Raw genomic sequence first — 24,326 nt, 5'->3', positions numbered from 1 at the left:
AAAAGTCACAAACAACTTATTATAAATAACTTAGAAATAAATTCTTATTTTATAAATACATTTTTATACTGAATTACTTTTTCCATCAATAAAAAAGTATTAATTTAGTCAGCTGAATTTTTAAACATTGTTCATAACCAATTAAAATAATTTAATATGCAAACAAACGAATCTTCAAAAAGTTTTTTAGTTCCGTTGGCGTTCATCGGGCTGATGTTTTTCTCCATTGGGTTTGCTCTGGGGATTAATTCATATCTGATTCCTGTTTTAAAAGGAACTTTAGATATTTCATCTGCAGGAAGTTATATGCTTTTAGCTGCTACTTTTATTCCATTTTTAATTTTTGGATATCCTGCTTCGATGCTGATAAAAAAAATCGGGTATAAAAAAACAATGGCTTTTTCATTTTTACTCTTTGCCATTGCTTTTGGAATTTTTGCTACAGCAACTAACTTTTATATCTTTTTGTTAGCCTCTTTTGTTAGTGGTGCTGCCAATGCTTATCTACAAGCTTCAGTAAATCCGTATACAACAATTTTAGGACCTATTGAAAGTGCTGCGAAACGCATCAGTATAATGGGAATTTGTAATAAATTGGCTTGGCCTATTGCACCACTTTTCTTGGCTTTTATTATTGGAAAAAGTATTGAAAACGTAACTCCAGCTGACTTGCAATTACCTTTTTACATTATTGTTGGAGTATTTTTGCTTTTAGGAGTTGTTTCACTAATGGCTCCGCTTCCTGAGGTAAAAGCAGCTGGAGAGGATGAAGACTCTACTGAAAGTAACCTTAGCGAAGGTAGTGGAAAGAACTCAATCCTTGATTTTCCATATTTGCTTTTAGGAGTTTTAGCTTTATTCTTCTATGTGGGAGTTGAAACCATTTCTTTAGCAACTATGGTAGATTATGCAAAAGATATTGAAGAAAGCGGAGTTAAGGTGGCTTCATTATTTGGAATTGAAATCGCTAAAGTGGCGGCTTTTATTCCTTCTATCGGAATGATTATTGGTTACATTTGTGGTGCTTTATTTATTCCGAAATATATTTCCCAGTCTGCGGCACTTAAAATTTGCTCTTTGTTGGCTATTTTTGGTACAATAGCTGTTGGACTCGCTCCAGCTGAGTACTCAATCTACTTTATTTCATTTATGGCTTTGGGTTGCTCACTAATGTGGCCTGCCATCTGGCCTTTGGCTATGGACGGATTGGGTAAATTCACCAAAACAGGAGCTTCTCTTTTAACTATGGCGATTGCTGGGGGTGCTGTGCTTCCGCTTATTTTCGGGTGGCTAAAAGATAGTTACGGAATGCAAAACGCTTATTGGCTTTGTCTACCTTGTTTTGTATTTATACTATATTATGGTATGGCGGGGCACAAAGTTGGTAAAAAATAGTTTGATTTTTATATTTACAAGTAAAAAACCGATGACAATAAGTCATCGGTTTTTTTATTTCTTCTAAGTTAAACTATAATGTGCCTAATATAGTCACAAAACTATCTATCTCTTGTTTTGTATTAAATTGAGAAAATGAAAACCTAAGTGAAGGTATCTTCAGGTGTTCTTCTGGAAGAAAAGAGGTCAGAACGTGTGAGTTTTGCGTGCTTCCGCTTTGACAGGCACTCCCTTTTGAACAAGCTATTCCTTTTAAATCCAGATAAAACAAAAGTGTTTCGTTCTTCTGTTTTAAAGAAGGAAATCCCACATTTATAATAGTATGTGTACTTTTTCTTAAATCGGCAGACGTTCCGTTAAATAATGCATCAGGAAATACTTCTTTTATCCTTTTGATAAAATATTTCTTCAATTCAGATAGATATAAAATAGTATCTTCCAGATTTTTATAAGATAGCGAAAAAGCCTTTTCCATTGCCACGATATTATGCAAAGGTTCGGTACCTCCACGCATACCTCGCTCCTGCTCTCCACCAAATATAAGTCCGTTTAAGTCAATTCCCTTTCGGATATAAGCAAATCCTACTCCTTTAATCCCGTGAAATTTGTGAGCCGAAGCCGTTACAAAATCCACTGAAAGTTCATTCAAATTCAACCGAAAATGCCCAACAGACTGCACCATATCCGAATGAAAATAAACTCCATACAACTTGCAAAGTTCAGCAACTTTTTCCACAGGAAGAATATTTCCTATTTCATTATTAACGTGCATTAAACTGACCAAACCTTTCTGTTGTTTTGTTTGTTGTAAAAGTTCTTCCAAATGGTTCAAATCAACATCACCTTCTCCAGTTAAATGGACATAATGAACATCAATATTATATTCTAATTTTAGTAATTGTACAGTATGTAACACCGAATGATGTTCTATAGGAGACGTTATAATGGTTTGAACTCCTAAATCACGTACACAAGCTCTCAAAACCAAATTATTAGCTTCTGTTCCACCCGATGTAAAAATGATTTCAGATGCTTGAACTTTTAATTCTTTGGCGATAGTTTTTCTTGCACTTTCAATCAATGATTTTGCAGAACGTCCAAAGCTATGTGTTGATGATGGATTTCCGTAAAATTCTGAAAATGTTTGATTTAAAACTTCTATTACATCAGTAAATAGTTGTGTTGTTGAAGCATTATCAAAATATATTCTATTTGTAGGATTCATTAAAAAAATCTATTTTACCGCAAAGATAACAATTTGATACATTAAAAAAGACGAAAGTTTATTGCCAAAAGCTATAAAAATTTAGTGTATTCAAAAAATCTTTGTGAGAATTTTATTCCATCGGTAATGTCTAATCCATTTTCCTTGTTCAGGAGTTACCAAAAATTCTTGTTTTTCACGTTTTGCTTTAAAATATCCTCGCAAATAATCCTTAAATAAACTCCATTTTTTCTTTTTGAAAGCCAACTTTGCCGAGGCCAAAACAGAAAGCAAAAAACCATAACGCAAACGATAAAAAACACTTCCTTGCAGAAAACGAGCATTTAAATTGTAACCAGCTCCTGTAGGACGTAAATGTTTGACTTTCAATACTTCATCGGTTTTCACTTCCCAACCATAAAAACGAGCTAAAAGTTCATCAACTGTATCCCAGCCCATTGCAGTTTTTAGTCCCCCAATATCTGAAAAACAGGCTTTCCGATAAGCTTTCACCGCACCTCGCAAATGATCTTTGTCCGTCAAACTTTCCAAAACCCAATCACCATTCTCTTCTACATAACAGAAACCTCCACACATTCCTATTTTCTGATTTTCAGTAAAATGCTTTTCTAAAATATCAAGATAATCAGGAGAAAAAACCAAATCCGCATCAAACTTACAAATTACATCTATATCATCTTTCAGAAAAGGCAAACCTGAATTAAACGCCCGAACTACCTTACTCCCAGGCAAATGCGTAGCTCCCTCTTCTCTGCGAAGAATTACTAAGGAAGGATTTTTTAGTTTAATTTTTTCTAAAATTTGAGGTGTTAAGTCAGTGGAACAATCGTCAACTACAATGATTTGTGAAGGTGCTTTTGTTTGTTTAAAAAGAGATTCCAACGTTTTTTCTATGAAATCTCCTTCATTATGGGCTGGAATAACAATTCCGAAGTTCATATAACTTTAATTTTCAATCTATTGTATCGTATTCTATTATAAAGATTTCCTCATTATCGTGTTTTAAATAATATGCCTCTCTTCCCATTTTTTCCTTACCTTCATCAGTATTGAGGATTTTCAAACTTTTTTTATCCTTTTCTATTTCCTTTTCCAAAAACTGTTTTTGTTTGTTCAATTTTTTAATTTCTTTATTTAATTCCCTGTGTGTCAATAAAGAATTTGCATCGAAGAAAGCCATCCATACAAAGAAAAAAACGAGTATAAAAGCGTATAGCTTATACCCTTTCAAAAGTGCGATGTATCGAAAAATAGATTTCATCAGGAAACAGTTTGAGAAATTCGATTGTGAACAATGGTTCTTATAATACCAATAGCTACATTATTTCTTTTATTGTTAGGAATAATAATATCGGCATATTCTTTTGTGGGTTCAATAAATTGCAAATGCATTGGTTTTAAAGTAGTTTGATAACGATTCAAAACCTCTTCCACATCTCTGCCTCTTTCGGTAGTATCCCTCTTAATACGTCTAATCAATCGCTCATCAGAATCAGCGTGAACATAAATTTTGATATCAAATAGGCTACGAATATCTGCGTGTGAAAAAATCAAAATTCCTTCAACAATAATTACTTTCGTAGGATTTATCAAAATAGTTTCGCCTGTTCGGTTGTGTTCCACAAATGAATACACGGGGCTTTCTACTGATTTTCCTTCTTTAAGAGCAATCAAATGTTGTTTTAGTAAATCAAAATCGATAGAACTTGGATGGTCGAAGTTAACTTTAACTCTTTCAGAATAAGGTAAGTGACTCATATCCCGATAGTATGAATCTTGCGAAACTACTGTTACTTCTTTTCCCGACAACTCTTTAACTATCTGATTTACAACGGTTGTTTTTCCACATCCTGTTCCTCCCGTAATTCCTATGATTAGCATTTTGATTTTTTATTTATATATAAATTTTTGATTTTCTGTTAATTTACTCGTATTATTTTTGCTCCTAAAGCCCTTAAACGCTCGTCAATGTTTTCGTAACCTCTGTCAATTTGTTCTATATTATAGATGGTTGAAGTCCCTTTAGCTGAAAGAGCTGCAATCAACAGAGCAATTCCTGCCCTAATATCAGGAGAAGTCATCAAAGTAGCTTTCAACGGAGATTTAAAGTCATTACCAATTACCGTAGCTCGATGTGGGTCACATAAAATGATTTTAGCTCCCATATCTATCAGTTTATCAATGAAAAACAGACGGCTTTCAAACATCTTTTGATGAATTAATACCTCTCCACGTGCCTGTGTAGCCATCACCAATATAATACTCAGCAAATCAGGAGTAAAGCCTGGCCAAGGAGCATCGGAAACAGTCAAAATGGAACCATCTATGTAATTCTGAACCTCATATCCTTGAGTATGAGCAGGAATATAAATATCATCTCCGCGGCGTTCGAGGGTAATTCCTAATTTCTGAAAAACATTAGGTATCAGCCCAAGATGTTCCCAGCCTACATTTTTTATAGTTATCTCACTTTGAGTCATCGCTGCCAATCCAATCCAACTACCAATTTCAATCATATCGGGTAAAAGCGTATGTGTGCAACCTGAAAGCTTTTCTACTCCGTTAATTGTCAAAAAATTAGAGCCTATTCCTTGAATATCAGCACCCATTATGTTCAACATTCGGCACAATTGCTGTACGTAAGGCTCACAGGCAGCATTGTAAATGGTTGTTGTTCCTTCTGCCAAAACCGCAGCCATAATAATATTTGATGTTCCAGTTACTGATGCCTCATCGAGCAACATATCCGCTCCTTTTAGTCGATTTGAAGTTACGCTATATGTCTGGTTTTCTTTATCATAGTTGAAATTTGCACCCAATTTTATAAATCCCTCAAAATGTGTATCCAACCGACGACGACCAATTTTATCTCCGCCTGGTCGAGGAATGTAACCTACTCCAAAACGTGTAAGCAGAGGTCCCACAACCATAATTGAGCCTCGTAACCCCTGTCCTTCAGACTGAAAAGCCTCTGATTTCAAATATTCTAAATTCACCTCATCTGCTTGAAAACTATACGAACCCTTGCCCAATTTTTGTATTTTCACTCCCAAGTTCTCAAGCAATGAAATTAACTTATTAACGTCTAATATATTAGGAATATTATGTATTGTTACTTTTTCGTTTGTAAGCAAAACCGCACACAACACCTGAAGTGCCTCGTTTTTAGCTCCCTGCGGAGTTATTTCGCCTTTCAGCGTGTGTCCTCCTTCTATTTTAAATACACCCATAATTAACTGCTTTTAGTTTTTTTATTTTTTTTGGTTTGAGTTGAATTTCTTTTCGTTAAGTTTTGCTTGGTTTTGATGAGTTCATTACTATTTGTCAGAAATTCTTTTGTTTCAGTTAGGTCAATTTTACCATCGCTTAATTCATACAAATGCTGAAAAACTACTTCATCTTCAACAGCTTCTTTATTCCAAATCAAATAGCTCTTTTTCATATGATTAGCGATTGCATATTTTAATGCTTCTTTTAGCTGCCCTTCTTCCCAACGAACGCAAACCTCAATCATTTTCTTTATGTTATTGCCATAAAATCTGTATTTTGGATGATTTTGCGGATACTGAAGAGTATCAGGATGTTTAATCAATACGTCAGAAGTTGGTTTTTCAAAAGGAGAATCTACATCTAACTGAAACTTTGACATAATGAATAACTGATCCCATAGTTTATGCTGAAAATCAGGAACATCTCGTAAATGAGGAAACATATTTCCCATTACAGCTATGATGCTTTTTGCCGTGTTATTACGTTTTTCCCTATCCTCAATCGTTATGGCTTTCTCAATCATTTTTTGTATATGCCTTCCATATTCAGGAATTATCAAAGGCGTTCGTTCTGTGTTGTATTCCAACCCCATATTTTCGAACATATTTTGTGTATCTTGATTTTCCATTTTCTTCTGATTATTCAGCATTGTGTTTCAGTAATTATCAAATCTTTACAAGGAAACAATTCCTTCTATTTTTCCTGCTTCCTTGTAGTAATGGATTACCTCGTCTGGATTTTGCAAAAGAATAGTCACAGAAACTCCTGTATATTTTCCATTCGAAGAAGGACGAGTTTTTATTTCAGCATCTGTTTTCTCAAAAACAGAATTAAGCGTTTCTATTTTTTGGGCGTCGGTTGGTACGATAAACTTGTACAAATACGAGGTTGGGAAAGAAGTTGTTTCCTCCAATTCTTTTTTCAAACGTTCGTAAAATTCAGCCAATTCTTGCTCTGATTTCATCATTAAAACTTTTTTTGCAAAGATAGCAGTTTTCATCAGAAGAGAAAAAATATTTTCTGTTTTTGGTCATTTCTGAACAGAAAAACATTGTACTCTGTCAAAATTTTCGTACATTCGTCAAAATTTTTGAAAATGAAAAATATTACACAAAAACCTTTTGGAAAACACCACGATAAACAGGTAACACTCTTTACCTTAACCAATAAAAACACAATGGAAGTATCAGTAACCAACTTTGGCGGTATCATCACTTCCATTAAATTCCCAAAAGACGGGAAACACATACAAACCGTTCTCGGATTTGACACGTTGGAAGAATACCTAAGTGCAGATTATCGCAAAGAATATCCGTATTTTGGAGCAATCATCGGGAGAAATGCTGGACGCATCAAAAATGGAAAAACAACCCTCAACGGACAGACAATCCAACTAAGCGTAAACCACAACCAAGCACAACTACACGGTGGTTTTGAAGGTTTTGACAGCAAAGTTTGGGAAGTCGTTTCGGTACAAGATGAACCAATTCCGTCTATAACTTTCCGATACATTTCTGCCGATGGCGAAGAAGGCTTCCCAGGCGAAGTTACCGCAGAAGTAACCTACTCACTTACTGATGAAAACGAACTCCGAGTGGATTATTACGGAACTACCAACAAACCTACTATCCTGAACCTAACCCAACACGCTTATTTTAACCTGAACACCGATTCCAGCAATATTTTAAATCATCATTTACAGATTAATGGCGACAGAGTTTCTCCGCTAAATCCTGATTATTCTCCAACGGGTGAATTACGCTTGGTGGAAGGCACACAATGGGATTATCGTAAGCCTACCCTTGTACATCCCGATATTGACAATGCCTTTCCGCGTCAGGTTTCGGAAGAAGAAACCGTTGGGTCGCTCATTTGCAACGAAAGTGGTATTCGTATGGACGTGCGTACCAATCACCCCGTACTCCACATCTATGGCGGATATTATGTGCCTGAACTACACCCCAAAAACAGAAAAGCTACTGGGCAGAATGCAGGAATATGCTTTGAATGCCAAGGTTTTGCCGATGCGTTGAACTATCCGCAGTTTCAATCCACGCAGTTAAATCCGCAGGAGGAATACAAACATTTTACTATTTTTAAGTTCATTGAAATAGCATAAATTTTCAGAATTAAAAATGAAAGTTTTTGCCTTTCGGACATTTATTCGAAATAAGAAAACACGCGTTGTGAAGGTTCGGGATTTTCCCGATAGAAGAAAACACACGTTTTAAGGCTTCGGGGGTTTCCCGATTGAAGAAAACAAACGTTCTAAGGCTTCGGGGGTTTCCCGAATGAAGAAAACAAACGTTTTAAGGCTTCGGGGGTTTCCCGAATGAAGAAAGCACACGTTTTAGGACTTCGGGGTTTTCCCGATTGGAGAAAACACACGTTTTAGGACTTCGGGGTTTTCCCGATTGGAGAAAACACACGTTTTGAAGCTTTGAGCATTTACCTAAGAAGTTTCATTTTTTAGAAAAATATTTTAAGGATAACATATAAAATTCAAATAAAATGAAAACAACAAATTTACTAATCGTTTTGCTTTTAAGCTTTTGTGCAATTGGTTGCTCAAAAACTATTAATAGAGAAGGTGACGAAGACATAGAAAAGGTTGTAGAATTTACAATTTATCCAGAAACTGTGTACGGACATCACGTATTATCCACTACTTGGACGGAAAACATTGTCTTTTCGGATAGTGACAATAATAAAAAACAAGACGTTTTCCATACACACATAGACGGAATAGAATCTGTTAATTTTGAAAGAGGCTACCAATACATATACGAAGCCAAAAAAATCTGGATACGAAAACACGTAATTGCCGATGTATCTCCTATCAAATATGTGCTATTGAAACAAATCAAAAAAGAAAAAGTCATTACCCAAGATACTGAGCAAGAGTTGGAATTAAAAGTAGGAAACGAGTTGGTTAAATTTTCTCCAACACTCCCTTACGATCTGCAAAATGATGGTGCTCCAAAGGTTTATGATGCTCTTTACTGCACAAATACAAAAACAAACACTATTTTGATTCTGAAAGAAATTAAAAATTTTAATTTTGAAGCAGGAAATGAATATATTCTAAAAGTAAAAAAGACAACTAAAGCTACTCCCTATGAAGTATCTTATGAGTTATTGGAAGTAAAATCAAAAATCAAGAAATAAGCATCTTTGAAATACAATCCAATATCTCAACTTAAAAACAAACATAAAACAAAAGAAAAAATATTTCAAAAAATGAAAAAATATATACAAGAAGAATTTCAGAAAAGCTATGGGCAACCTTGTGACAAGGTTTTCTTTGCTCCGGCTCGTGTCAATTTGATTGGCGAACACATCGACTACAACGGCGGACTGGTGATGCCTTGTGCTCTTGAGAATGGAACGTATTTGGCAGTTCGCAAAACAAACGACAACACATTTACTTTCAAGAGTTTAAACTTTCCAGAATCAACACATCAGGTAACCATCAATCACGAAGGATATACCAAAAATGGAAGTCTTTGGATAAATTATCCGCTGGGTTGTATTGACTATTTTACACGTGAAGGTGCGAAATTCAGTGGAATGGAATTTCTCTTCTACGGAAATATTCCTAACGGCGGCGGACTTTCCTCTTCGGCTTCTATCGAACTTGTAACTTCCTTTGCTTTGAACTCTCTTTTCGGATTAGGAAAAGACCAAATTGAACTGGTGAAAATTTCACAAAATGTAGAAAACGAATTTGTGGGGGTAAATTGTGGTATTATGGACCAATTCGCTATCGGAATGGGGAAAAAGGAACACGCCATCATTTTGGATTGCCAAACGTTGGATTATACCTATACGCCTTTCAGCTTAAAAGATGATACCCTACTGATTATCAACACCAACAAAGAAAGAAAACTGGCAGATTCCAAATACAATGAGCGTCGTGCTACTTGCGAAGCAGCGTTGGAAATCTTCAACAAAAATGCCGATTTCAAAGACCTTTGTTCTATCCCTGCTGAGTACTTCGAGGCTCACAAAAACGAACTTACCGAAGAGATGCAAAAACGAGTTAAACACGTAATTTATGAGAATTTACGCGTGAAAGAAAGCGAAAAAGCCCTAAAATCAGGTGACGTGAAGCGTTTCGGAGAGTTGATGTCTGCCTCGCACAAATCCCTAATGGAAGATTATGAAGTTACAGGCAAAGAACTGGATACCATCTATTTGGAAAGTATCAATTTTGATGGCGTTACGGGCGTTCGTATGACTGGAGCTGGTTTCGGAGGTTGTGCCATTGCACTGGTTAAAAACGACCGTGTAGAAGCCTACAAAAAACACATTACCGAACGCTACACAGAAAAAATTGGGTACGCCCCATCGGTGTATGACGTGAGCATCGGCGAGGGAACTCGTGAATTATAATCATCAGAAAGCCAAGTGAAATCATTTTTTCATTTGGCTTTTATTTTTTTACAAATGAAAAAAGTATATAAATCCAAAGTAGATAAATTCCTTTTTGGAATTGTTATCGTAATTACATTCTTTCCGCTTATATTCTTGTTATATGAGCTTACTTCTTTTGGAGATAGAATAATTGTAGCAACAATACTTTTGCTTTTGGCTTTAGTATTTGGAAATTGTATTTGGGGCATTCGATATAGTATTGACCAAGAATTCCTGACTTTAAAAGGAGGTTTCTTTTTCAAGAAAAAAATAGCTATTAAAAGTATCCGAAAAATAGAAAAAGTAGGCTTTATAGCAGAACTTGGACTGGGAGCATCACTTGAGCGTATCGGAGTTTTTTACAATAAATATGACTGCTTTCTGATTTCTCCAAAAGATAGAACCGCATTTATCGCTGATTTGTTGGAAATTAACCCGAGTATAGAGGTGATTATATGACAATTTTAGCAAATACAATCGCATTTAACCTTTAACACATTTAAATCTTTCAGGGCAGATGCTACATCGTAAATAAAAATTTCTTAAATTAGCACCCGAAAAAATAAAAACATACTAAAATTTTAATATATGAATTCATTTACAACGTTAGATTATGTGATTTTTGCCTTGTACGCAGCAGTCATTCTCGGTGTAGGGCTTTTTGTGTCACGCAATAAAAAGAATTCAGGGAAAACTGCAGAAGATTATTTCTTGGCGAGTAAATCTCTTCCTTGGTGGGCAATTGGTGCTTCACTAATTGCTGCAAACATATCCGCGGAACAATTTATAGGAATGTCCGGTTCGGGGTTTGCGTTAGGTTTAGCAATTGCATCTTACGAATGGATGGCAGCTCTTACATTAATTATCGTAGGAAAGTACTTCTTACCTATATTCATTGAAAAGGGATTGTACACCATTCCTGAGTTTATCGAAAAACGATATAGTGCTAATCTAAAATCAATTCTTGCTGTCTTCTGGGTGGCTTTGTTTATTTTTGTTAATCTTACAAGTGTCTTATTTTTAGGAGGAAAAGCCTTGCAAGTAGTTTTAGGAGTTGACCCTTTTTACGCAATGATTGGTTTAGCACTTTTTGCAGCGGCATATTCTCTTTGGGGAGGGCTGTCGGCGGTTGCTTGGACAGATGTAATCCAAGTGGCATTACTTGTTGTTGGCGGATTGATTACTGCTTACATTGCACTTGACAATGTGACACCTCAGGGTGGAGTAATAACTGGTTTACAGCATATTTTCGATGTTGCTCCTGACCATTTTAAAATGATTTTAAACGAATCGCACCCCGAATATATGAACTTACCTGGTATTGCTGTACTAGTTGGTGGACTTTGGGTTGCAAACTTGTACTACTGGGGATTTAATCAATATATTATCCAACGTACTTTAGCTGCAAAATCTTTAAAAGAATCACAAAAAGGGATTGTCTTTGCGGCTTTCTTAAAAATGATTGTACCCGTTTTGGTGGTAATACCAGGAATTGTGGCGTATGTTATGTATCAAAGTGGAACAGGAACGGCGACTATTGATGGGGTAAAAGAAGCCTTTACAGGAGTAGATGGAGCTGTAATGAATGACAATGCTTACCCTTGGCTTATCAAAACATTTATCCCAACAGGGTTAAAAGGATTGGTAGTTGCCGCTTTGGCAGCCGCAATTGTTTCTTCATTAGCTTCGATGTTAAATTCCACGGCTACAATTTTCACAATGGATATTTACAAACAAAATATTAATCCAAATGCTTCTCAAAAACAACTGGTTAGCGTAGGTCGTATTTCAGCAGCAATTGCACTAGTAATTGCTTTGGTTGTAGCACCTGCCTTAGGAGGAATTAATCAAATGTTCCAATACATTCAGGAATATACAGGACTTGTTAGTCCAGGTATTTTGGCTGTTTTTATGATGGGATTGTTCTATAAACGAGCTACAAACAAAGGAGCTATTTGGGGAATACTTCTTTCTACATTGATTGCCTTCTATTTCAAAATAGGACCTAACGGTTGGATGGCAGATTCAGCTTTAAGTAGCTTGTTCGTTACACTTCCTTGGATGCATCAAATGATGATTACTTGGATTGTTTCAATGTTAATTATTGCTGTGGTTAGCCACTTTGAAAATAAAGGTGCTGTTAGTGAAAAAGCTATCATCATTGACAAAAACACTTTCAAAACAGATTCAACATTTAATATTGCTTCCTATGTGATTATCATACTTTTAGTGGCGTTGTACGCTATCTTCTGGTAAAGAAAGAAAAACATACATATTTCAAGAAGTTGCTCAAAAGGCAACTTCTTTCTTTTTGTAAAAATTTAATTTTCAGAATAATTTATTACTTTTGCTCGTCAGCGATTTTTTTATGGAAAAGCAAATACTTACATTGGTAAACGAAACATACCAAAATATTTTTTTAACAGGAAAAGCAGGAACAGGAAAAACCACGTTATTGCGTAAAATTATTGAAACAAGCCATAAAAATACGATTGTCGTGGCACCGACAGGTATCGCTGCACTCAATGCAGGAGGCGTTACAATCCATTCGATGTTTCAATTGCCTTTTGCTTCATTTCTACCAACTTCATCTTCTACTCCTCTCATAAATAACAATACTCGATTCGAAAACAGAACTTCCTTACGAAATCACTTTAAGATGCATAAAAATAAGCGTCAAATTATTGAAAGTATGGAGCTTCTGGTGATTGATGAAGTAAGTATGCTACGTGCTGATGTTTTAGATGCGATAGACTTTATGCTACAAACCATTCGCAAAAACAAAGTCCCTTTCGGAGGTGTGCAAGTATTATTTATAGGAGATTTACTTCAGCTTCCTCCCGTTGTGAAAAATGATGAGTGGGAAATTTTGAAAATGTACTACGAAGGAATGTTTTTCTTCCAATCGAAAGTGATTTCACAGAATCCATTGCTTTACATTGAATTAGAAAAAATATATCGCCAATCGGATAAGCATTTCATATCTATTCTCAATAATTTAAGAGATAACAAATTAAATCAGAAAGACATACAATTTTTGCAACAATACGTAAAACCTAACTTCAAACCAGAAAACGATTTTATAACACTAACAACACACAATGCAAAAGCAGATGCCATCAACGATGAAAAAATAAGCAAACTAAAAACGAAAGAATTTACCTATGAAGCTATCATTGTTGGTGATTTTCCTGAAAATATGTATCCTATTGAAAAACAAATACATTTGAAAGAAGGTGCCAGAGTTACGTTTATCAAAAACGATTTATCTCCTGAGAAACTTTTTTTCAACGGAAAAATGGGGACTATCGCTTCTCTTTCCGAGAATGAAATTGAAATACAATTAGATGGCGGAAAAATGATAAATGTGGAACGTTATGAATGGGAAAATATCCGTTATCGTGTAAATGAAGAAACCAAAGACATTGAAGAAGAACGATTAGGAACTTTTACACAATATCCACTCAGGTTAGCGTGGGCGATTACAGTTCATAAAAGTCAAGGACTTACCTTTGAAAAAGCAGCTTTGGATTTGGATAACGTTTTTGCTTCAGGTCAAGCGTATGTGGCTTTTTCTCGTTTGCGTTCTTTAGATGGATTGATTTTGCTTTCTCCTATCAGCGAACACGGAATTGACGGCAATGAAACCGTAAGACAATATACTAAAAATAAAGCTTCTGAAAATGAAATACTTAATGCTTGTAAAAATGGGAAAAAACAATTCTTGGAAAAGTTAATTTTGGAATGCTTTCAATGGGATAACTTATTGTATCAATGGAACTTACACAAATTAAGTTATACTGGTGAAGTTGGTAAAAAAAGCACATACAAAAACTGGGCAAATGAAAAATTATCGCAAGTTATTACATTAACAGGAATCGCCGAAAAATTTGTATTGCAGCTCAAAAATATTTTCATTTCAGATTATGAATTTTCATTCATCTGTGAACGTTTTGAAAAAGCATATTCCTATTTTATGCCACAATTGAAAGAAATTTGGTACGAAATTCTTTGCATTTATGGTGAAATTGAAATTTTAAAGAAAGTTAAACAATTCAAAGATGAATTATCTGATTTAGATGACATCACTTCAAAAATCATTAGAAATCTTTTAAAAACAGAACAATTAATTAAATTACACAAAGAAGGAAAAGATTTTGAAAATCAGAATATTAATTCCGAAAAATTTAAGAATATGCGAACGGAATTACTTCTAAAAGTTGAGCAACATTTAAAAAACAAACAGCTTTTTGTATCGGAAAATATCAATAAAAAAGATATAAAAAATCAAACGGAAAAAATCTCTACTTACAACATCACATTACAACTCTGGAATACTACTCATTGCGTAAAATCTATTGCTGAAAAAAGAATGCTAACTGAAGCAACTATTTATCGCCATCTGATAAAACTCGTTGAACAACAGAAAATTATGGCTTCAGAAATTTTATCAGAAACAACAATACAGGAACTTACTGAAATTTTTAACGAAGAAGAAAATCATTCACTCGGAAATATATTTGAAAAACTCAATGGAAAATACACTTGGGACGAACTCCGTCTGTTCAAAACTCACTGGGAAGCAACAATATAGAGATAAAAAAAGCAATTCTATTTTTCTTTATAGCCAATATATTTTTCCCAACATAAAAAATTCTTTTCAAAAATGTTGAAAATTGAAAACAAAATGTATATTTGCAGAGTATTTCAACCATTAAAATAGAAAGTTTTCAGCTTAAAAAATATGACAAATCAAAAAGATGAAATGTCTTTTTTAGACCATTTGGAGGAGCTTCGTTGGCATTTAATTCGCTCAACAATGGCTGTTTTGATAGTCGCTGTTCTTGCTTTCATCTACAAAGATTACATTTTTGCAATCATTTTTGGACCAAAACAGGGAGATTTTTTCACATATCAAATGTTCTGTAAACTTGGGCAACTTTTTGATTATGAAAGTGTTTTTTGTGCTCAGGAATTGCCTTTCACACTGCAAAACAGAACTATGGCCGGGCAATTTTCAGCTCATATTTGGACTTCTATTTGGACTGGAGTTATCGTTTCTTTCCCCTACATTCTTTATGAACTTTGGAAGTTTATAAGTCCCGGCTTATACGAAAACGAACGAAAACTAGCGAGTGGCTTTATTATTATTGCTTCAGTTTTGTTTTTCTCTGGAATTTTATTTGGATACTACCTAATAGCACCCCTTTCAATTAACTTTTTAGGTTCATATTCTGTAAGTGACGAGGTTCAAAACCAAATTGATTTAAGCTCGTATATTTCCATAGTACGTTCGTCGGTAATAGCTTGTGGATTAGTTTTTGAGCTTCCAATAATTGTTTATTTTTTAACAAAATTAGGATTGGTAACGCCTCCATTTATGCGAAAATATCGCAGACACGCCATTGTAGTTATTTTAATCATATCAGCTATCATTACCCCTCCAGACGTAACCAGCCAGATTATTGTAACTATCCCTATTCTAATCTTATATGAAATAAGTATTTTCATATCAAAATACGTACTAAAAAAAGACGAAAAATCAAAAAAAATTAATTTATAATACAACAAGGTTCAATGGATTGTAAAGCCTACCTACAACAACTACCCAACGTGAAAACGTTGAAACAGATTTGCAAAGGCAAAGCTGTAATAGACTGGATTATTTGTGGTTATGAATTTGAAACATACCACACTTACTACAAAAGCAATCAAGAAGAATACGATGGAACTGAAGCTCAGTGGGGACTTGGATTTGAAGATGAAGATGGTGCTTCACTCTCATTTTATTTTGCTGATAAAGCTTGTTTGATTGTTCCATCAACAGCCTCAGAAGGAAATGGAGATTCTGACAATAAGTCATTTGAAAAAAGAATTCCAAAAATTTTCCTTCCTTATTATCGTAAGAATTTTTCAGATGCTGATATTCCGTTTGTGATTTGGTCTTTGGACGGCGAAACTTGGAATTGTGAAGAAAATTTTGAAGTTGATGAATTTATTCATAAATTTGACCAAATTACTACCAAACCAGAAGAATACAAAAATTGGGCAATTGACTTCTTTGGAGATGAAACTTTCCTAAGAGAAGATATGTCAGAACAAACAATTTCAGACATATATGAAGGAAAAATATTGACCGAAAAAATGGTTTATAGCCTCGTAACAGAAGTTCACGATTGGGTAGACTTAGAAACTGAATTAGACGAAATGCCTTATCGATTTGAGTTTTAAATAAAATCCAGAAAAAATTCTGCCAGAAATCATTTTTATATGTAATTTTTGGTTTTCTAATTAATCTGAAAATGAAGCTAATTGCAAACGACATCATTAAAATATACAAAGGAAGAAAAGTTGTTAAGGGCGTCTCTTTGGAAGTAAATCAAGGAGAAATTGTAGGGCTTTTAGGACCAAATGGAGCTGGGAAAACAACTTCTTTTTATATGATTGTTGGTTTAATAAAACCCGATGGAGGCACAATTTATCTTGATAAAGAGAATATTACTAACTTCCCTATGTACAAACGAGCACAATACGGGATTGGATATTTGGCACAAGAGGCTTCCGTTTTCAGAAAGCTAAGCATTGAGGACAATATCAAAAGTGTGTTGCAACTTACCAAACTATCTAAAAAAGAACAACAAAGGAGAGTTGATGAACTTATTGATGAATTCAGTTTAGGACATATACGAAAAAATCGAGGAGATTTACTTTCAGGAGGAGAGCGTAGACGTACCGAAATTGCTCGTGCTTTGGCTACAAATCCTAAATTCATTCTACTTGATGAACCCTTTGCTGGTGTTGACCCTATTGCTGTTGAAGACATTCAATCTATTGTCTTTCAATTAAAAAGCAAAAATATTGGAATTTTAATTACTGACCACCGCGTGGAGGAAACTCTTTCCATTACGGACAGAACTTACCTGATGTTTGAAGGAGGAATTTTAAAGGCAGGAACACCCGAAGAACTTGCTGAAGATGAAATGGTTAGAAAAGTATATTTAGGTAAAAACTTTGAGCTTCGCAAAAAGAAAATGGAGTAAAAAACAAAAAAATGTATAATTATATAGAATACAATTTTACAATTGAACCTCTTGGAGTTGCTTCTGAAATTCTGGTTGCTGAATTAGCAGAGCTTGGTTTTGAGAGTTTTGTGGATTCTGAAAATGGAATATTGGCTTATATTCAAGAAAATTTATGGCACAAAAATATCTTGGACGATGTTTATATCTTACAATCTGCTGAATTCAAAATTTCATATACTTTCAAAACCATAGAACAAATCAATTGGAATGAAGAGTGGGAGAGAAATTTCAGTCCCATTGTTGTTGATGATATTTGCACAATCAGAGCTCCGTTTCACGAAGTTCCTAATACAACTTATGATATTATCATAGAACCAAAAATGAGTTTTGGCACAGGCCATCACGAAACTACATATATGATGTTGCAATTTCTATTAAACATAGATTTGCAAGAAAAAAAAGTATTAGATATGGGGTGCGGAACAAGCGTTTTGGCTATTATGGCAGAAAAACGGGGTGCTAAATCCGTAACTGCTATTGATGTTGATGATTGGTGTGTTCAAAATTCTGTTGAAAATATAGAAAGGAACTATTGCAAAAATATCTCGGTAAAATTAGGCGATGCTTCACTTCTTGATAATGAAAATTTTGATGTTGTTATAGCCAATATTAATCGAAATATTTTGCTTTCGGATATTCCACAATATGCAAAAACTTTACCTTCTGAAGGAACGTTATTATTGAGTGGATTTTACGAATCTGATATACCTGTAATTACGAATAAATGCAACGAAAATGATCTAAAACTTGTGGAGAAATTAGAACGTAATCAGTGGGTTGCTTTAAAATTTAGAAAAAATTAAAATCCTAAAAACTATGATTTTCAATCACCAAGAAAAAATACAAATCGAAATTTCTACAGAAGAACTCTTGGATGATGGATACCATCTTATCTTGTACAACGATGATGTGAATACTTTTGACCACGTTATCGAAACTTTGGTCAATGTTTGCAAACATACTTACGACCAAGCAGAACAATGTGCCATCATTGTTCATTTTAAAGGTAAATGTGATGTAAAGTCAGGAAGTTATGAAAAACTAAAACCTATGTGTCTTGCCTTATTAGATGCTGACCTGAGTGCTGAAATTGAATGAGAAAATAAAAAAGGGAATAAATTAAAAATTTATTCCCTTTTTTATTTTTTCAACTAATTATTATTCAACATTATAGGCATCGCTAACATTAACACTTTCTCACCTGGGTCTAACCCATCAAGCGGAGTTAATATACCTGCCCTATTTGGCATAGACATTTCAAGCATTACTTCATCTGAATCCAAATTATTCAACATTTCAATCAAAAAACGAGAATTGAACCCAATTTCCATATCATCTCCTTGGTAGTTACAAACCAAACGCTCATCTGCCTTATTGCTGTGATCGATATCTTCTGCAGAAACTTGTAAATCAGAGCCTGCTACTTTTAGACGAACCTGATGTGTCGTTTTATTCGAAAATATAGAAACACGTCTTGCTGAATTTAAAAATTGTGAACGATTCACAACCAACTTATTAGGATTTTCCTTAGGAATTACTGCATCGTAGTTTGGATATTTCCCATCAATCAGACGACATATAAACTCCATTCCATCGAAAGAGAATTTGGCATTACTTTCGTTATATTCAACGATAACCTCCGTTTCACTTCCTGCTAAAATTCCTTTCAATAAATTCAAAGGTTTTTTAGGCATAATGAACTCTGAAGTTTCTGTGGCTTTGATATCTGTTCTTTGGTATTTCACTAACTTATGAGCATCTGTAGCCACAAAAGTTAGCCCTTCTTCATTAAATTCAAAGAAAATTCCGCTCATTGTAGGACGTAAATCATCATTCCCAACAGCAAAAATTGTTTTTTGAATCGCAGTAGCCAAAACATCTCCAAGCAAAGTTACTTTGTTGGCTTCAGATAAGGTAACAGGCTTTGGAAATTCCTCTCCATTCAAATATGCCAATGAATATTTTCCGTGTGTTGAGCTGATTTCTATTGTGTTATTATCCTTTGCTACAAACGTTAGCGGTTGTTCAGCGAAAGTTTTCAATATTTCGACCAACAATTTCGCAGGTACAGCAATGCTTCCTTCTGAATCTGACTCCACTTCCAACGCTCCTTTAACTGTTGTCTCTAAATCTGATGCTGAGATAGTTAGTACATTAGGAGACAATTCAAACAAAAAGTTATCAAGAATAGGCATCGTATTGCTACTATTAATAACTCCTCCTATTACTTGTAATTTTTTTAATAAGTACGAACTTGATACAATAAATTTCATATTATTTTATCTATGTTTTTATTTTTAAAATTTTCTTAAAAAAAGAAGACATTTTTTTACTCTTCTGCAATATTAAGAAATAGATAGTGACAAATATACTTAAAAATACAATATCACAAAACTATTTTTCAAAATAGTGTGCCATATATTTGGACACTATATATATTAGATACTGATTATTAACAGATTATAAAATTCAGAAAAATCAAGTATTTTTAATTTTGGATATTTTTTACACTAAAAATACCATATCAAAATTACAACTTACCTGAAATTTTATTGATTTATACGGAAAGGTTGCCCACTATATGGTTTTGCATACTCTTCCTCTAAGCTTTTTTCAAGCATTCGCTTTTCTAAATCACAACGATATACCTCTCCTTTTATATATCTTTCTATCATCAGTGAGGCAATTGGTCCTGCAACTCTTGCTCCATAGTATCCATTCTCTACAAATACAGCAATAGCTATCTTAGGATCATCAATTGGCGCAAACGCCACAAAAATAGAGTGGTCTGTCAACTGCATACGTTTTCCGTTAATTCGTATAAAATTTTCAGCGGTTCCTGTTTTCGCACCAATATCAATTCCCTCTATTCTCGTTCCACGTGCAGTACCTGAATTATAAGCTGTGTTCATTCCCTGAATTATAGGTTCAAAATGTTGCTTATCTATAGTTGTACGTTTAAGTGTTGTAAATTCTTTAAATGGAGTTACTTCATCATTTACCTTCTTTACGATATGAGGTGTATAAAAATGCCCCCTATTAGCTATAATTGCCATTACATTAGCAAGTTGTATTGGAGTGGTCAATATTTCTCCTTGTCCTATTGCATTTGAAATATTGTATGTCGCTGCCCAACGACCTTGTCCATATTGCCTGTCATACAGTGCCGTATTCGGAATTTTGCCTGGTCGTCCTGTAGGAAAATCACTTCCCAAGAAGCTTCCCAAACCAAAACTTTTGACGTGTTTACTCCACGCATCCATTCCTACAGAAGGTTTTCCATACTTTTCGATACTACGTCTGTAAGAATTTGCAAAATAAGAATTACAAGAGTGAGCAATTCCGTGTAGCAAATCATTGCTCGAACGCCCACAATGGCATCGCATTATTCGATTTCCATACCGATACCCTCCCCCACAACCAAAAGAGGTTGAAGGAGATATTACATTCTCCTGTAAGGCTATCAAAGCATTGATTACTTTGAAAGGAGAACCTGGCGGATATTCTGCAAGTAAAGCCCTATCATACAAAGGTTTAGCAATAGAGTCTTGATAAAGAGTTGTATAATTTTTAGAACGTTGCCTTCCTACCAACAAATTAGGATCGAAAGTAGGAGCAGAAACCAATGCCAATATTTCTCCTGTTTTAGGTTCAATCGCTACAATACCACCTCGTTTATTTTGCATTAACTCTTCTCCATATGCCTGTAAACCAATATCTAATGTAAGTTGTAGAGACTGTCCCATAACAGGAAGCGTGTCTAACATTCCTTCTTTATAGCTACTTATCTGACGATTGTGTCTATCCTTCTGAAAATAACGTACTCCTTTTTCTCCTCTTAAAAAAGATTCATATTGTTTTTCAACTCCCTGACGTCCAACTAATTCCCCTGCTATATAATATAAATTTTCTTTTAATTCCCACTCATTTACTTCGCTTATGTATCCTAAAACATTTCCTGCATTACGCGTTAAATAATGACGTAATGAGCGTCTTTGAATGTAAAAACCATCAAATTTACGTAACTTTTCTTGCAAAACTGCATAATCATCTTTTGAAAGTTGGTTTACCAAAACAGATGGTTTTCGATAAGAATATTTTTTTGCTTTCTGTAAACGTTCTTTAAAATCTTCTTTTGAAATTGCCAATAATCCACATAACTCCAACGTATCCAATTGTTTAACATCATTAGGAACTACCATCACATCGTAGGCTGGTTGGTTTGACACCAGAAGTTGCCCATTTCTATCGTAAATATAACCTCTTTCTGGATAGTCGTAAACAACCTCAACAGCAACATCTTCGTCAGGACGTGAATTCTCATTAAATTCCACAACTTGAAGATAAACTAAACGAATTACGAAAATAATTGATGTTAAGATAATTATGATAAATAACAAATACTTTCTCATTTCTTTTGGCTTCTAAATATGTAGACGAATAGCAAACATACAACTATAGTAAAAGCAGAAGAAACTCCTATTTTTACAAAGGTTGTGAACAAATGATTGAAGTTAAATATTTCGAGAAAATAAAATAACGTATGATGCAATACAACCATAATTGTTGTATAAGAAAATACCTTTGCAGGAGGATATTGCAAAAGCTTTATTTCCTGAAAATCAAAGTTATTACCAAACACGAATCTCAATATTACTGAACGAATATAGGCTACAAAAACTGTACTTGCTGCGTGAATTCCTCCTGTATTCGAAAAAATATCAATACTTAAACCTATTAAAAAAGCTGCAAATAAAAATGGTATCTTGAACTCTCTGTATGGATAAATAATTACAAAAAGTAAATACACCATCGGATTTGCATACCCTAAATAGCCAATATTGCTAAACACAAGTACTTGCAACAATACTAGTACAATAAACAGAAAAATATTTTTGATAAAAAGATTATTCATTAGGATTTTGACTTTCTAAATTACTAATCTCTTCTTTGTCTTTGTTTTCAATTATATAGATAAAATCCACGTTGGACATATCCGTAAATAATTTAATATCAACTACAAAAGAATTATCCATTTGACTTTTAGTAATATTCATAATTTGCCCAACAGGAATTCCTTTAGGAAAAATGCTCGACATTCCTCCCGTGACTATAGTATCACCTTTTTGAATGGGAGCTATGTTAGGAATATCCACAAGTTGAACAATATTTAACTCTTGCCCATTCCATTTCAATGAACCAAAATGACCTGTTCGTTTTACCATTGCATTCAAAGAAGATTTTATATTCAAAACACTTTGAACAGTAGCAAATTCACCCGATGTGTTCTCAACAATTCCCACAATTCCATTAGGAGAAATAACTCCCATATCTTGCTTTACTCCTTCTTTTTCTCCCTTATCAATTGTCAGATAATTTTTCTTTCGTAAGAAACTATTTTTTATAACATTAGCCCTACGAACTTCATATTGGCTTGTATCAAAAAATGATATACTATCAGTTGCAATCCTTTGTTTGAGCTGATTTTCTAATGCAAATATTTGGCTACGAAGTTGTTTATTTTCTTCACTAAGAATATTATTTTGTCCTCTCAAGTCAAAATACTGAGCCCAATAACTTGAAAAATTATATAAATTTCCAGAAACTATATTAGCAGAGTTAATATACTTACTTTGTGGATAGTAATTATCTTTAATAGTCAGAAAGATAGAAAAAGAAAAAAGCAACAAAAACACAAAAAAGTTTCTTTTACGAATAAAAAACAAAATGATTTGTTGCATAAACTTTAAATTACATATTTTTAAAAGACAAATTGTAAGGTGCAAGTTTTTAGTATCCTACACCTTACAATTTCAAAATTATAAATCATTACTTAAGTAATATACTTCTGAATTTATCTATGTTTTTCAGGGTAATTCCAGTTCCGCGAACTACTGCACGTAATGGGTCTTCCGCTACATAAACTGGCAAATCAGTTTTTAGAGAAATTCGCTTATCCAAACCTCGCAACATAGCCCCACCACCAGCCATATAAATACCTGTATTGTAAATATCTGCCGCTAACTCAGGAGGCGTTTGTGATAGAGTTTCCATAATAGAATCCTCAATTCGTAAGATGGACTTATCCAATGCTTTTACCATTTCGCGATACGAAACTTGTACTTGTTTGGGTTTACCCGTTAACAAATCACGCCCTTGTACCATAATATCATCTGGCGGAAGGTCTAAATCTTCTGTTGCTGCACCAATGGTTATTTTAATATTTTCAGCAGTACTTTCTCCAACATACAAGTTGTGTTGAGTACGCATATAATGAACAATATCAGAGTTGAAGATATCACCTGCAATTTTCACGGACTTATCACAAACAATTCCCCCTAAGGCAATTACAGCAATTTCTGTGGTTCCTCCTCCAATATCAATAATCATATTTCCTTTTGGTTGCATAATATCCAAACCAATCCCAATAGCTGCAGCCATTGGTTCGTGAACAAGGTAAATGTCCTTACCATTTACACGCTCACACGATTCGCGTACCGCACGTGTTTCCACCTCTGTAATTCCCGATGGAATACAAACCACCATACGCAACGAAGGAGAAAAAAAGCGTCTTTTCAATGCGGGTACACTCCTGATAAGCATACTAATCATCTGCTCGGAAGCATCAAAATCAGCAATTACTCCATCTTTCAATGGTCGGATTGTTTTAATATTAGGGTGTGTCTTACCTTGCATCAAACGAGCTTCCTTACCTACTGCTATAATTTTGTGCGAAGTTCGGTCCTGAGCTACAATTGACGGGCTATCGACCACCACCTTATCATTATGAATAATTAATGTGTTTGCAGTTCCTAAATCTATTGCTATTTCTTCTGTTAAGAAGTCAAAAAAACCCATATTTGTGTAGTTGTATTAAAGATAACTTATTTGAAATCAATCATTTATAAAAACAAAACTATTCTATTTATGCGACTGCA

General features: G+C 34.3%; 24 protein-coding genes. 12 read left to right on the top strand and 12 right to left on the bottom strand.

Features of this window, described 5'->3' with window-relative positions:
- Positions 1-156: 156 nt before the first annotated feature.
- Complete coding sequence (locus tag CGC48_RS10605; protein WP_098029543.1) at positions 157-1,395, top strand: MFS transporter; 1,239 nt, start codon at positions 157-159, stop codon at positions 1,393-1,395.
- A 73-nt stretch (positions 1,396-1,468) separates the two neighbouring features.
- Here the strand turns inward: CGC48_RS10605 and CGC48_RS10600 are convergent, their stop codons facing one another.
- The 7 genes from CGC48_RS10600 to CGC48_RS10570 all read right to left on the bottom strand — a co-directional run bounded on the left by CGC48_RS10600 (position 1,469) and on the right by CGC48_RS10570 (position 6,854).
- Positions 1,469-2,620, bottom strand: coding sequence for a cysteine desulfurase family protein (locus CGC48_RS10600; protein WP_098029542.1), 1,152 nt, complete (start codon positions 2,618-2,620; stop codon positions 1,469-1,471).
- Between the two features lie 90 nt (positions 2,621-2,710).
- Positions 2,711-3,559 (bottom strand): glycosyltransferase, encoded by an 849-nt coding sequence (locus tag CGC48_RS10595; protein ID WP_098029541.1) that lies wholly within the window; start codon positions 3,557-3,559, stop codon positions 2,711-2,713.
- Positions 3,560-3,572: 13 nt separating this feature from the next.
- Complete coding sequence (locus CGC48_RS10590) at positions 3,573-3,881, bottom strand: septum formation initiator family protein (protein ID WP_098029540.1); 309 nt, start codon at positions 3,879-3,881, stop codon at positions 3,573-3,575.
- Positions 3,881-4,501 carry a uridine kinase gene (udk, locus tag CGC48_RS10585; protein ID WP_098029539.1) on the bottom strand — a complete coding sequence of 207 codons (621 nt, stop codon included), beginning with the start codon at positions 4,499-4,501 and terminating at the stop codon, positions 3,881-3,883. Before udk ends, CGC48_RS10590 begins: the two co-directional genes overlap by 1 nt.
- Positions 4,502-4,539: 38 nt before the next feature.
- Positions 4,540-5,850 (bottom strand): UDP-N-acetylglucosamine 1-carboxyvinyltransferase, encoded by a 1,311-nt coding sequence (murA, locus tag CGC48_RS10580; protein WP_098029538.1) that lies wholly within the window; start codon positions 5,848-5,850, stop codon positions 4,540-4,542.
- Between the two features lie 2 nt (positions 5,851-5,852).
- Entirely contained in the window at positions 5,853-6,518 is a 666-nt protein-coding gene (locus CGC48_RS10575) for a DUF4290 domain-containing protein (RefSeq protein WP_197063396.1), read from the bottom strand.
- Between the two features lie 45 nt (positions 6,519-6,563).
- Positions 6,564-6,854: a DUF493 family protein gene (locus CGC48_RS10570; protein WP_026193978.1), complete on the bottom strand. Its 291-nt coding sequence runs from the start codon at positions 6,852-6,854 to the stop codon at positions 6,564-6,566.
- Positions 6,855-6,986: 132 nt separating this feature from the next.
- On the opposite strand from CGC48_RS10570, the gene CGC48_RS10565 reads away from it, so the two are divergent.
- From CGC48_RS10565 to CGC48_RS10515, 11 genes are all read left to right on the top strand, one after another.
- Positions 6,987-8,009 (top strand): aldose epimerase family protein, encoded by a 1,023-nt coding sequence (locus CGC48_RS10565; RefSeq protein WP_098029537.1) that lies wholly within the window; start codon positions 6,987-6,989, stop codon positions 8,007-8,009.
- Between the two features lie 392 nt (positions 8,010-8,401).
- Entirely contained in the window at positions 8,402-9,058 is a 657-nt protein-coding gene (locus CGC48_RS10560) for a hypothetical protein (protein ID WP_098029536.1), read from the top strand.
- 72 nt (positions 9,059-9,130) lie between these two features.
- A complete protein-coding gene (locus tag CGC48_RS10555) occupies positions 9,131-10,285 on the top strand; it encodes a galactokinase (protein ID WP_042001418.1) in 1,155 nt (384 codons plus the stop codon).
- A 54-nt stretch (positions 10,286-10,339) separates the two neighbouring features.
- Complete coding sequence (locus CGC48_RS10550) at positions 10,340-10,765, top strand: PH domain-containing protein (protein ID WP_098029535.1); 426 nt, start codon at positions 10,340-10,342, stop codon at positions 10,763-10,765.
- Positions 10,766-10,894: 129 nt separating this feature from the next.
- Positions 10,895-12,562 carry a sodium/sugar symporter gene (locus CGC48_RS10545; protein WP_098029534.1) on the top strand — a complete coding sequence of 556 codons (1,668 nt, stop codon included), beginning with the start codon at positions 10,895-10,897 and terminating at the stop codon, positions 12,560-12,562.
- Positions 12,563-12,674: 112 nt separating this feature from the next.
- Positions 12,675-14,900, top strand: a complete 2,226-nt coding sequence (locus tag CGC48_RS10540) for a helix-turn-helix domain-containing protein (RefSeq protein ID WP_098029533.1) — start codon at positions 12,675-12,677, stop codon at positions 14,898-14,900.
- Between the two features lie 150 nt (positions 14,901-15,050).
- On the top strand, positions 15,051-15,869 hold the full coding sequence (gene tatC / locus CGC48_RS10535; protein WP_098029532.1) for a twin-arginine translocase subunit TatC: 819 nt from the start codon (positions 15,051-15,053) through the stop codon (positions 15,867-15,869).
- Positions 15,870-15,883: 14 nt separating this feature from the next.
- On the top strand, positions 15,884-16,537 hold the full coding sequence (locus tag CGC48_RS10530) for a hypothetical protein (RefSeq protein WP_098029531.1): 654 nt from the start codon (positions 15,884-15,886) through the stop codon (positions 16,535-16,537).
- A gap of 71 nt (positions 16,538-16,608) precedes the next feature.
- The gene (gene lptB / locus CGC48_RS10525; protein ID WP_018280119.1) at positions 16,609-17,346 is read left to right on the top strand and encodes an LPS export ABC transporter ATP-binding protein; all 738 of its coding nucleotides are present in this window, start codon (positions 16,609-16,611) and stop codon (positions 17,344-17,346) included.
- A gap of 11 nt (positions 17,347-17,357) precedes the next feature.
- Positions 17,358-18,191 carry a 50S ribosomal protein L11 methyltransferase gene (prmA, locus tag CGC48_RS10520; RefSeq protein ID WP_098029530.1) on the top strand — a complete coding sequence of 278 codons (834 nt, stop codon included), beginning with the start codon at positions 17,358-17,360 and terminating at the stop codon, positions 18,189-18,191.
- 13 nt (positions 18,192-18,204) lie between these two features.
- The gene (locus tag CGC48_RS10515; protein ID WP_098029529.1) at positions 18,205-18,486 is read left to right on the top strand and encodes an ATP-dependent Clp protease adaptor ClpS; all 282 of its coding nucleotides are present in this window, start codon (positions 18,205-18,207) and stop codon (positions 18,484-18,486) included.
- A 53-nt stretch (positions 18,487-18,539) separates the two neighbouring features.
- On the opposite strand, the gene dnaN is transcribed toward CGC48_RS10515, so the two are convergent.
- From dnaN to CGC48_RS10490, 5 genes are all read right to left on the bottom strand, one after another.
- Positions 18,540-19,661 (bottom strand): DNA polymerase III subunit beta, encoded by a 1,122-nt coding sequence (dnaN, locus tag CGC48_RS10510; protein WP_018280122.1) that lies wholly within the window; start codon positions 19,659-19,661, stop codon positions 18,540-18,542.
- Between the two features lie 276 nt (positions 19,662-19,937).
- The gene (mrdA, locus tag CGC48_RS10505) at positions 19,938-21,800 is read right to left on the bottom strand and encodes a penicillin-binding protein 2 (protein WP_098029528.1); all 1,863 of its coding nucleotides are present in this window, start codon (positions 21,798-21,800) and stop codon (positions 19,938-19,940) included.
- Positions 21,797-22,303 carry a rod shape-determining protein MreD gene (locus CGC48_RS10500; RefSeq protein WP_098029527.1) on the bottom strand — a complete coding sequence of 169 codons (507 nt, stop codon included), beginning with the start codon at positions 22,301-22,303 and terminating at the stop codon, positions 21,797-21,799. Before CGC48_RS10500 ends, mrdA begins: the two co-directional genes overlap by 4 nt.
- Positions 22,296-23,129, bottom strand: coding sequence for a rod shape-determining protein MreC (mreC, locus tag CGC48_RS10495; protein ID WP_098029526.1), 834 nt, complete (start codon positions 23,127-23,129; stop codon positions 22,296-22,298). The genes CGC48_RS10500 and mreC overlap by 8 nt, the downstream gene beginning before the upstream one ends.
- 88 nt (positions 23,130-23,217) lie before the next feature.
- The gene (locus tag CGC48_RS10490; RefSeq protein ID WP_018280126.1) at positions 23,218-24,246 is read right to left on the bottom strand and encodes a rod shape-determining protein; all 1,029 of its coding nucleotides are present in this window, start codon (positions 24,244-24,246) and stop codon (positions 23,218-23,220) included.
- Positions 24,247-24,326 lie beyond the last annotated feature (80 nt).

The organism is Capnocytophaga cynodegmi (assembly GCF_002302475.1).
Taxonomy (GTDB): domain Bacteria; phylum Bacteroidota; class Bacteroidia; order Flavobacteriales; family Flavobacteriaceae; genus Capnocytophaga; species Capnocytophaga cynodegmi.
This window is presented reverse-complemented; position numbering and strand designations above follow the sequence as displayed.

Bases quoted from the DNA above. Each gene is read 5' to 3' on its own strand.
- CGC48_RS10540 (WP_098029533.1), top strand. From the start codon at position 12,675: ATGGAAAAGCAAATACTTACATTGGTAAACGAAACATACCAAAATATT.
- CGC48_RS10570 (WP_026193978.1), bottom strand. From the start codon at position 6,854: ATGAAATCAGAGCAAGAATTGGCTGAATTTTACGAACGTTTGAAAAAA.
- CGC48_RS10560 (WP_098029536.1), top strand. From the start codon at position 8,402: ATGAAAACAACAAATTTACTAATCGTTTTGCTTTTAAGCTTTTGTGCA.
- CGC48_RS10595 (WP_098029541.1), bottom strand. From the start codon at position 3,559: ATGAACTTCGGAATTGTTATTCCAGCCCATAATGAAGGAGATTTCATA.
- CGC48_RS10545 (WP_098029534.1), top strand. From the start codon at position 10,895: ATGAATTCATTTACAACGTTAGATTATGTGATTTTTGCCTTGTACGCA.
- mreC (WP_098029526.1), bottom strand. From the start codon at position 23,129: ATGCAACAAATCATTTTGTTTTTTATTCGTAAAAGAAACTTTTTTGTG.
- CGC48_RS10515 (WP_098029529.1), top strand. From the start codon at position 18,205: ATGATTTTCAATCACCAAGAAAAAATACAAATCGAAATTTCTACAGAA.
- CGC48_RS10565 (WP_098029537.1), top strand. From the start codon at position 6,987: ATGAAAAATATTACACAAAAACCTTTTGGAAAACACCACGATAAACAG.
- murA (WP_098029538.1), bottom strand. From the start codon at position 5,850: ATGGGTGTATTTAAAATAGAAGGAGGACACACGCTGAAAGGCGAAATA.
- dnaN (WP_018280122.1), bottom strand. From the start codon at position 19,661: ATGAAATTTATTGTATCAAGTTCGTACTTATTAAAAAAATTACAAGTA.
- tatC (WP_098029532.1), top strand. From the start codon at position 15,051: ATGACAAATCAAAAAGATGAAATGTCTTTTTTAGACCATTTGGAGGAG.
- CGC48_RS10605 (WP_098029543.1), top strand. From the start codon at position 157: ATGCAAACAAACGAATCTTCAAAAAGTTTTTTAGTTCCGTTGGCGTTC.
- CGC48_RS10600 (WP_098029542.1), bottom strand. From the start codon at position 2,620: ATGAATCCTACAAATAGAATATATTTTGATAATGCTTCAACAACACAA.
- mrdA (WP_098029528.1), bottom strand. From the start codon at position 21,800: ATGAGAAAGTATTTGTTATTTATCATAATTATCTTAACATCAATTATT.
- CGC48_RS10500 (WP_098029527.1), bottom strand. From the start codon at position 22,303: ATGAATAATCTTTTTATCAAAAATATTTTTCTGTTTATTGTACTAGTA.
- lptB (WP_018280119.1), top strand. From the start codon at position 16,609: ATGAAGCTAATTGCAAACGACATCATTAAAATATACAAAGGAAGAAAA.
- CGC48_RS10530 (WP_098029531.1), top strand. From the start codon at position 15,884: ATGGATTGTAAAGCCTACCTACAACAACTACCCAACGTGAAAACGTTG.
- CGC48_RS10590 (WP_098029540.1), bottom strand. From the start codon at position 3,881: ATGAAATCTATTTTTCGATACATCGCACTTTTGAAAGGGTATAAGCTA.
- prmA (WP_098029530.1), top strand. From the start codon at position 17,358: ATGTATAATTATATAGAATACAATTTTACAATTGAACCTCTTGGAGTT.
- udk (WP_098029539.1), bottom strand. From the start codon at position 4,501: ATGCTAATCATAGGAATTACGGGAGGAACAGGATGTGGAAAAACAACC.
- CGC48_RS10555 (WP_042001418.1), top strand. From the start codon at position 9,131: ATGAAAAAATATATACAAGAAGAATTTCAGAAAAGCTATGGGCAACCT.
- CGC48_RS10550 (WP_098029535.1), top strand. From the start codon at position 10,340: ATGAAAAAAGTATATAAATCCAAAGTAGATAAATTCCTTTTTGGAATT.
- CGC48_RS10575 (WP_197063396.1), bottom strand. From the start codon at position 6,518: ATGGAAAATCAAGATACACAAAATATGTTCGAAAATATGGGGTTGGAA.
- CGC48_RS10490 (WP_018280126.1), bottom strand. From the start codon at position 24,246: ATGGGTTTTTTTGACTTCTTAACAGAAGAAATAGCAATAGATTTAGGA.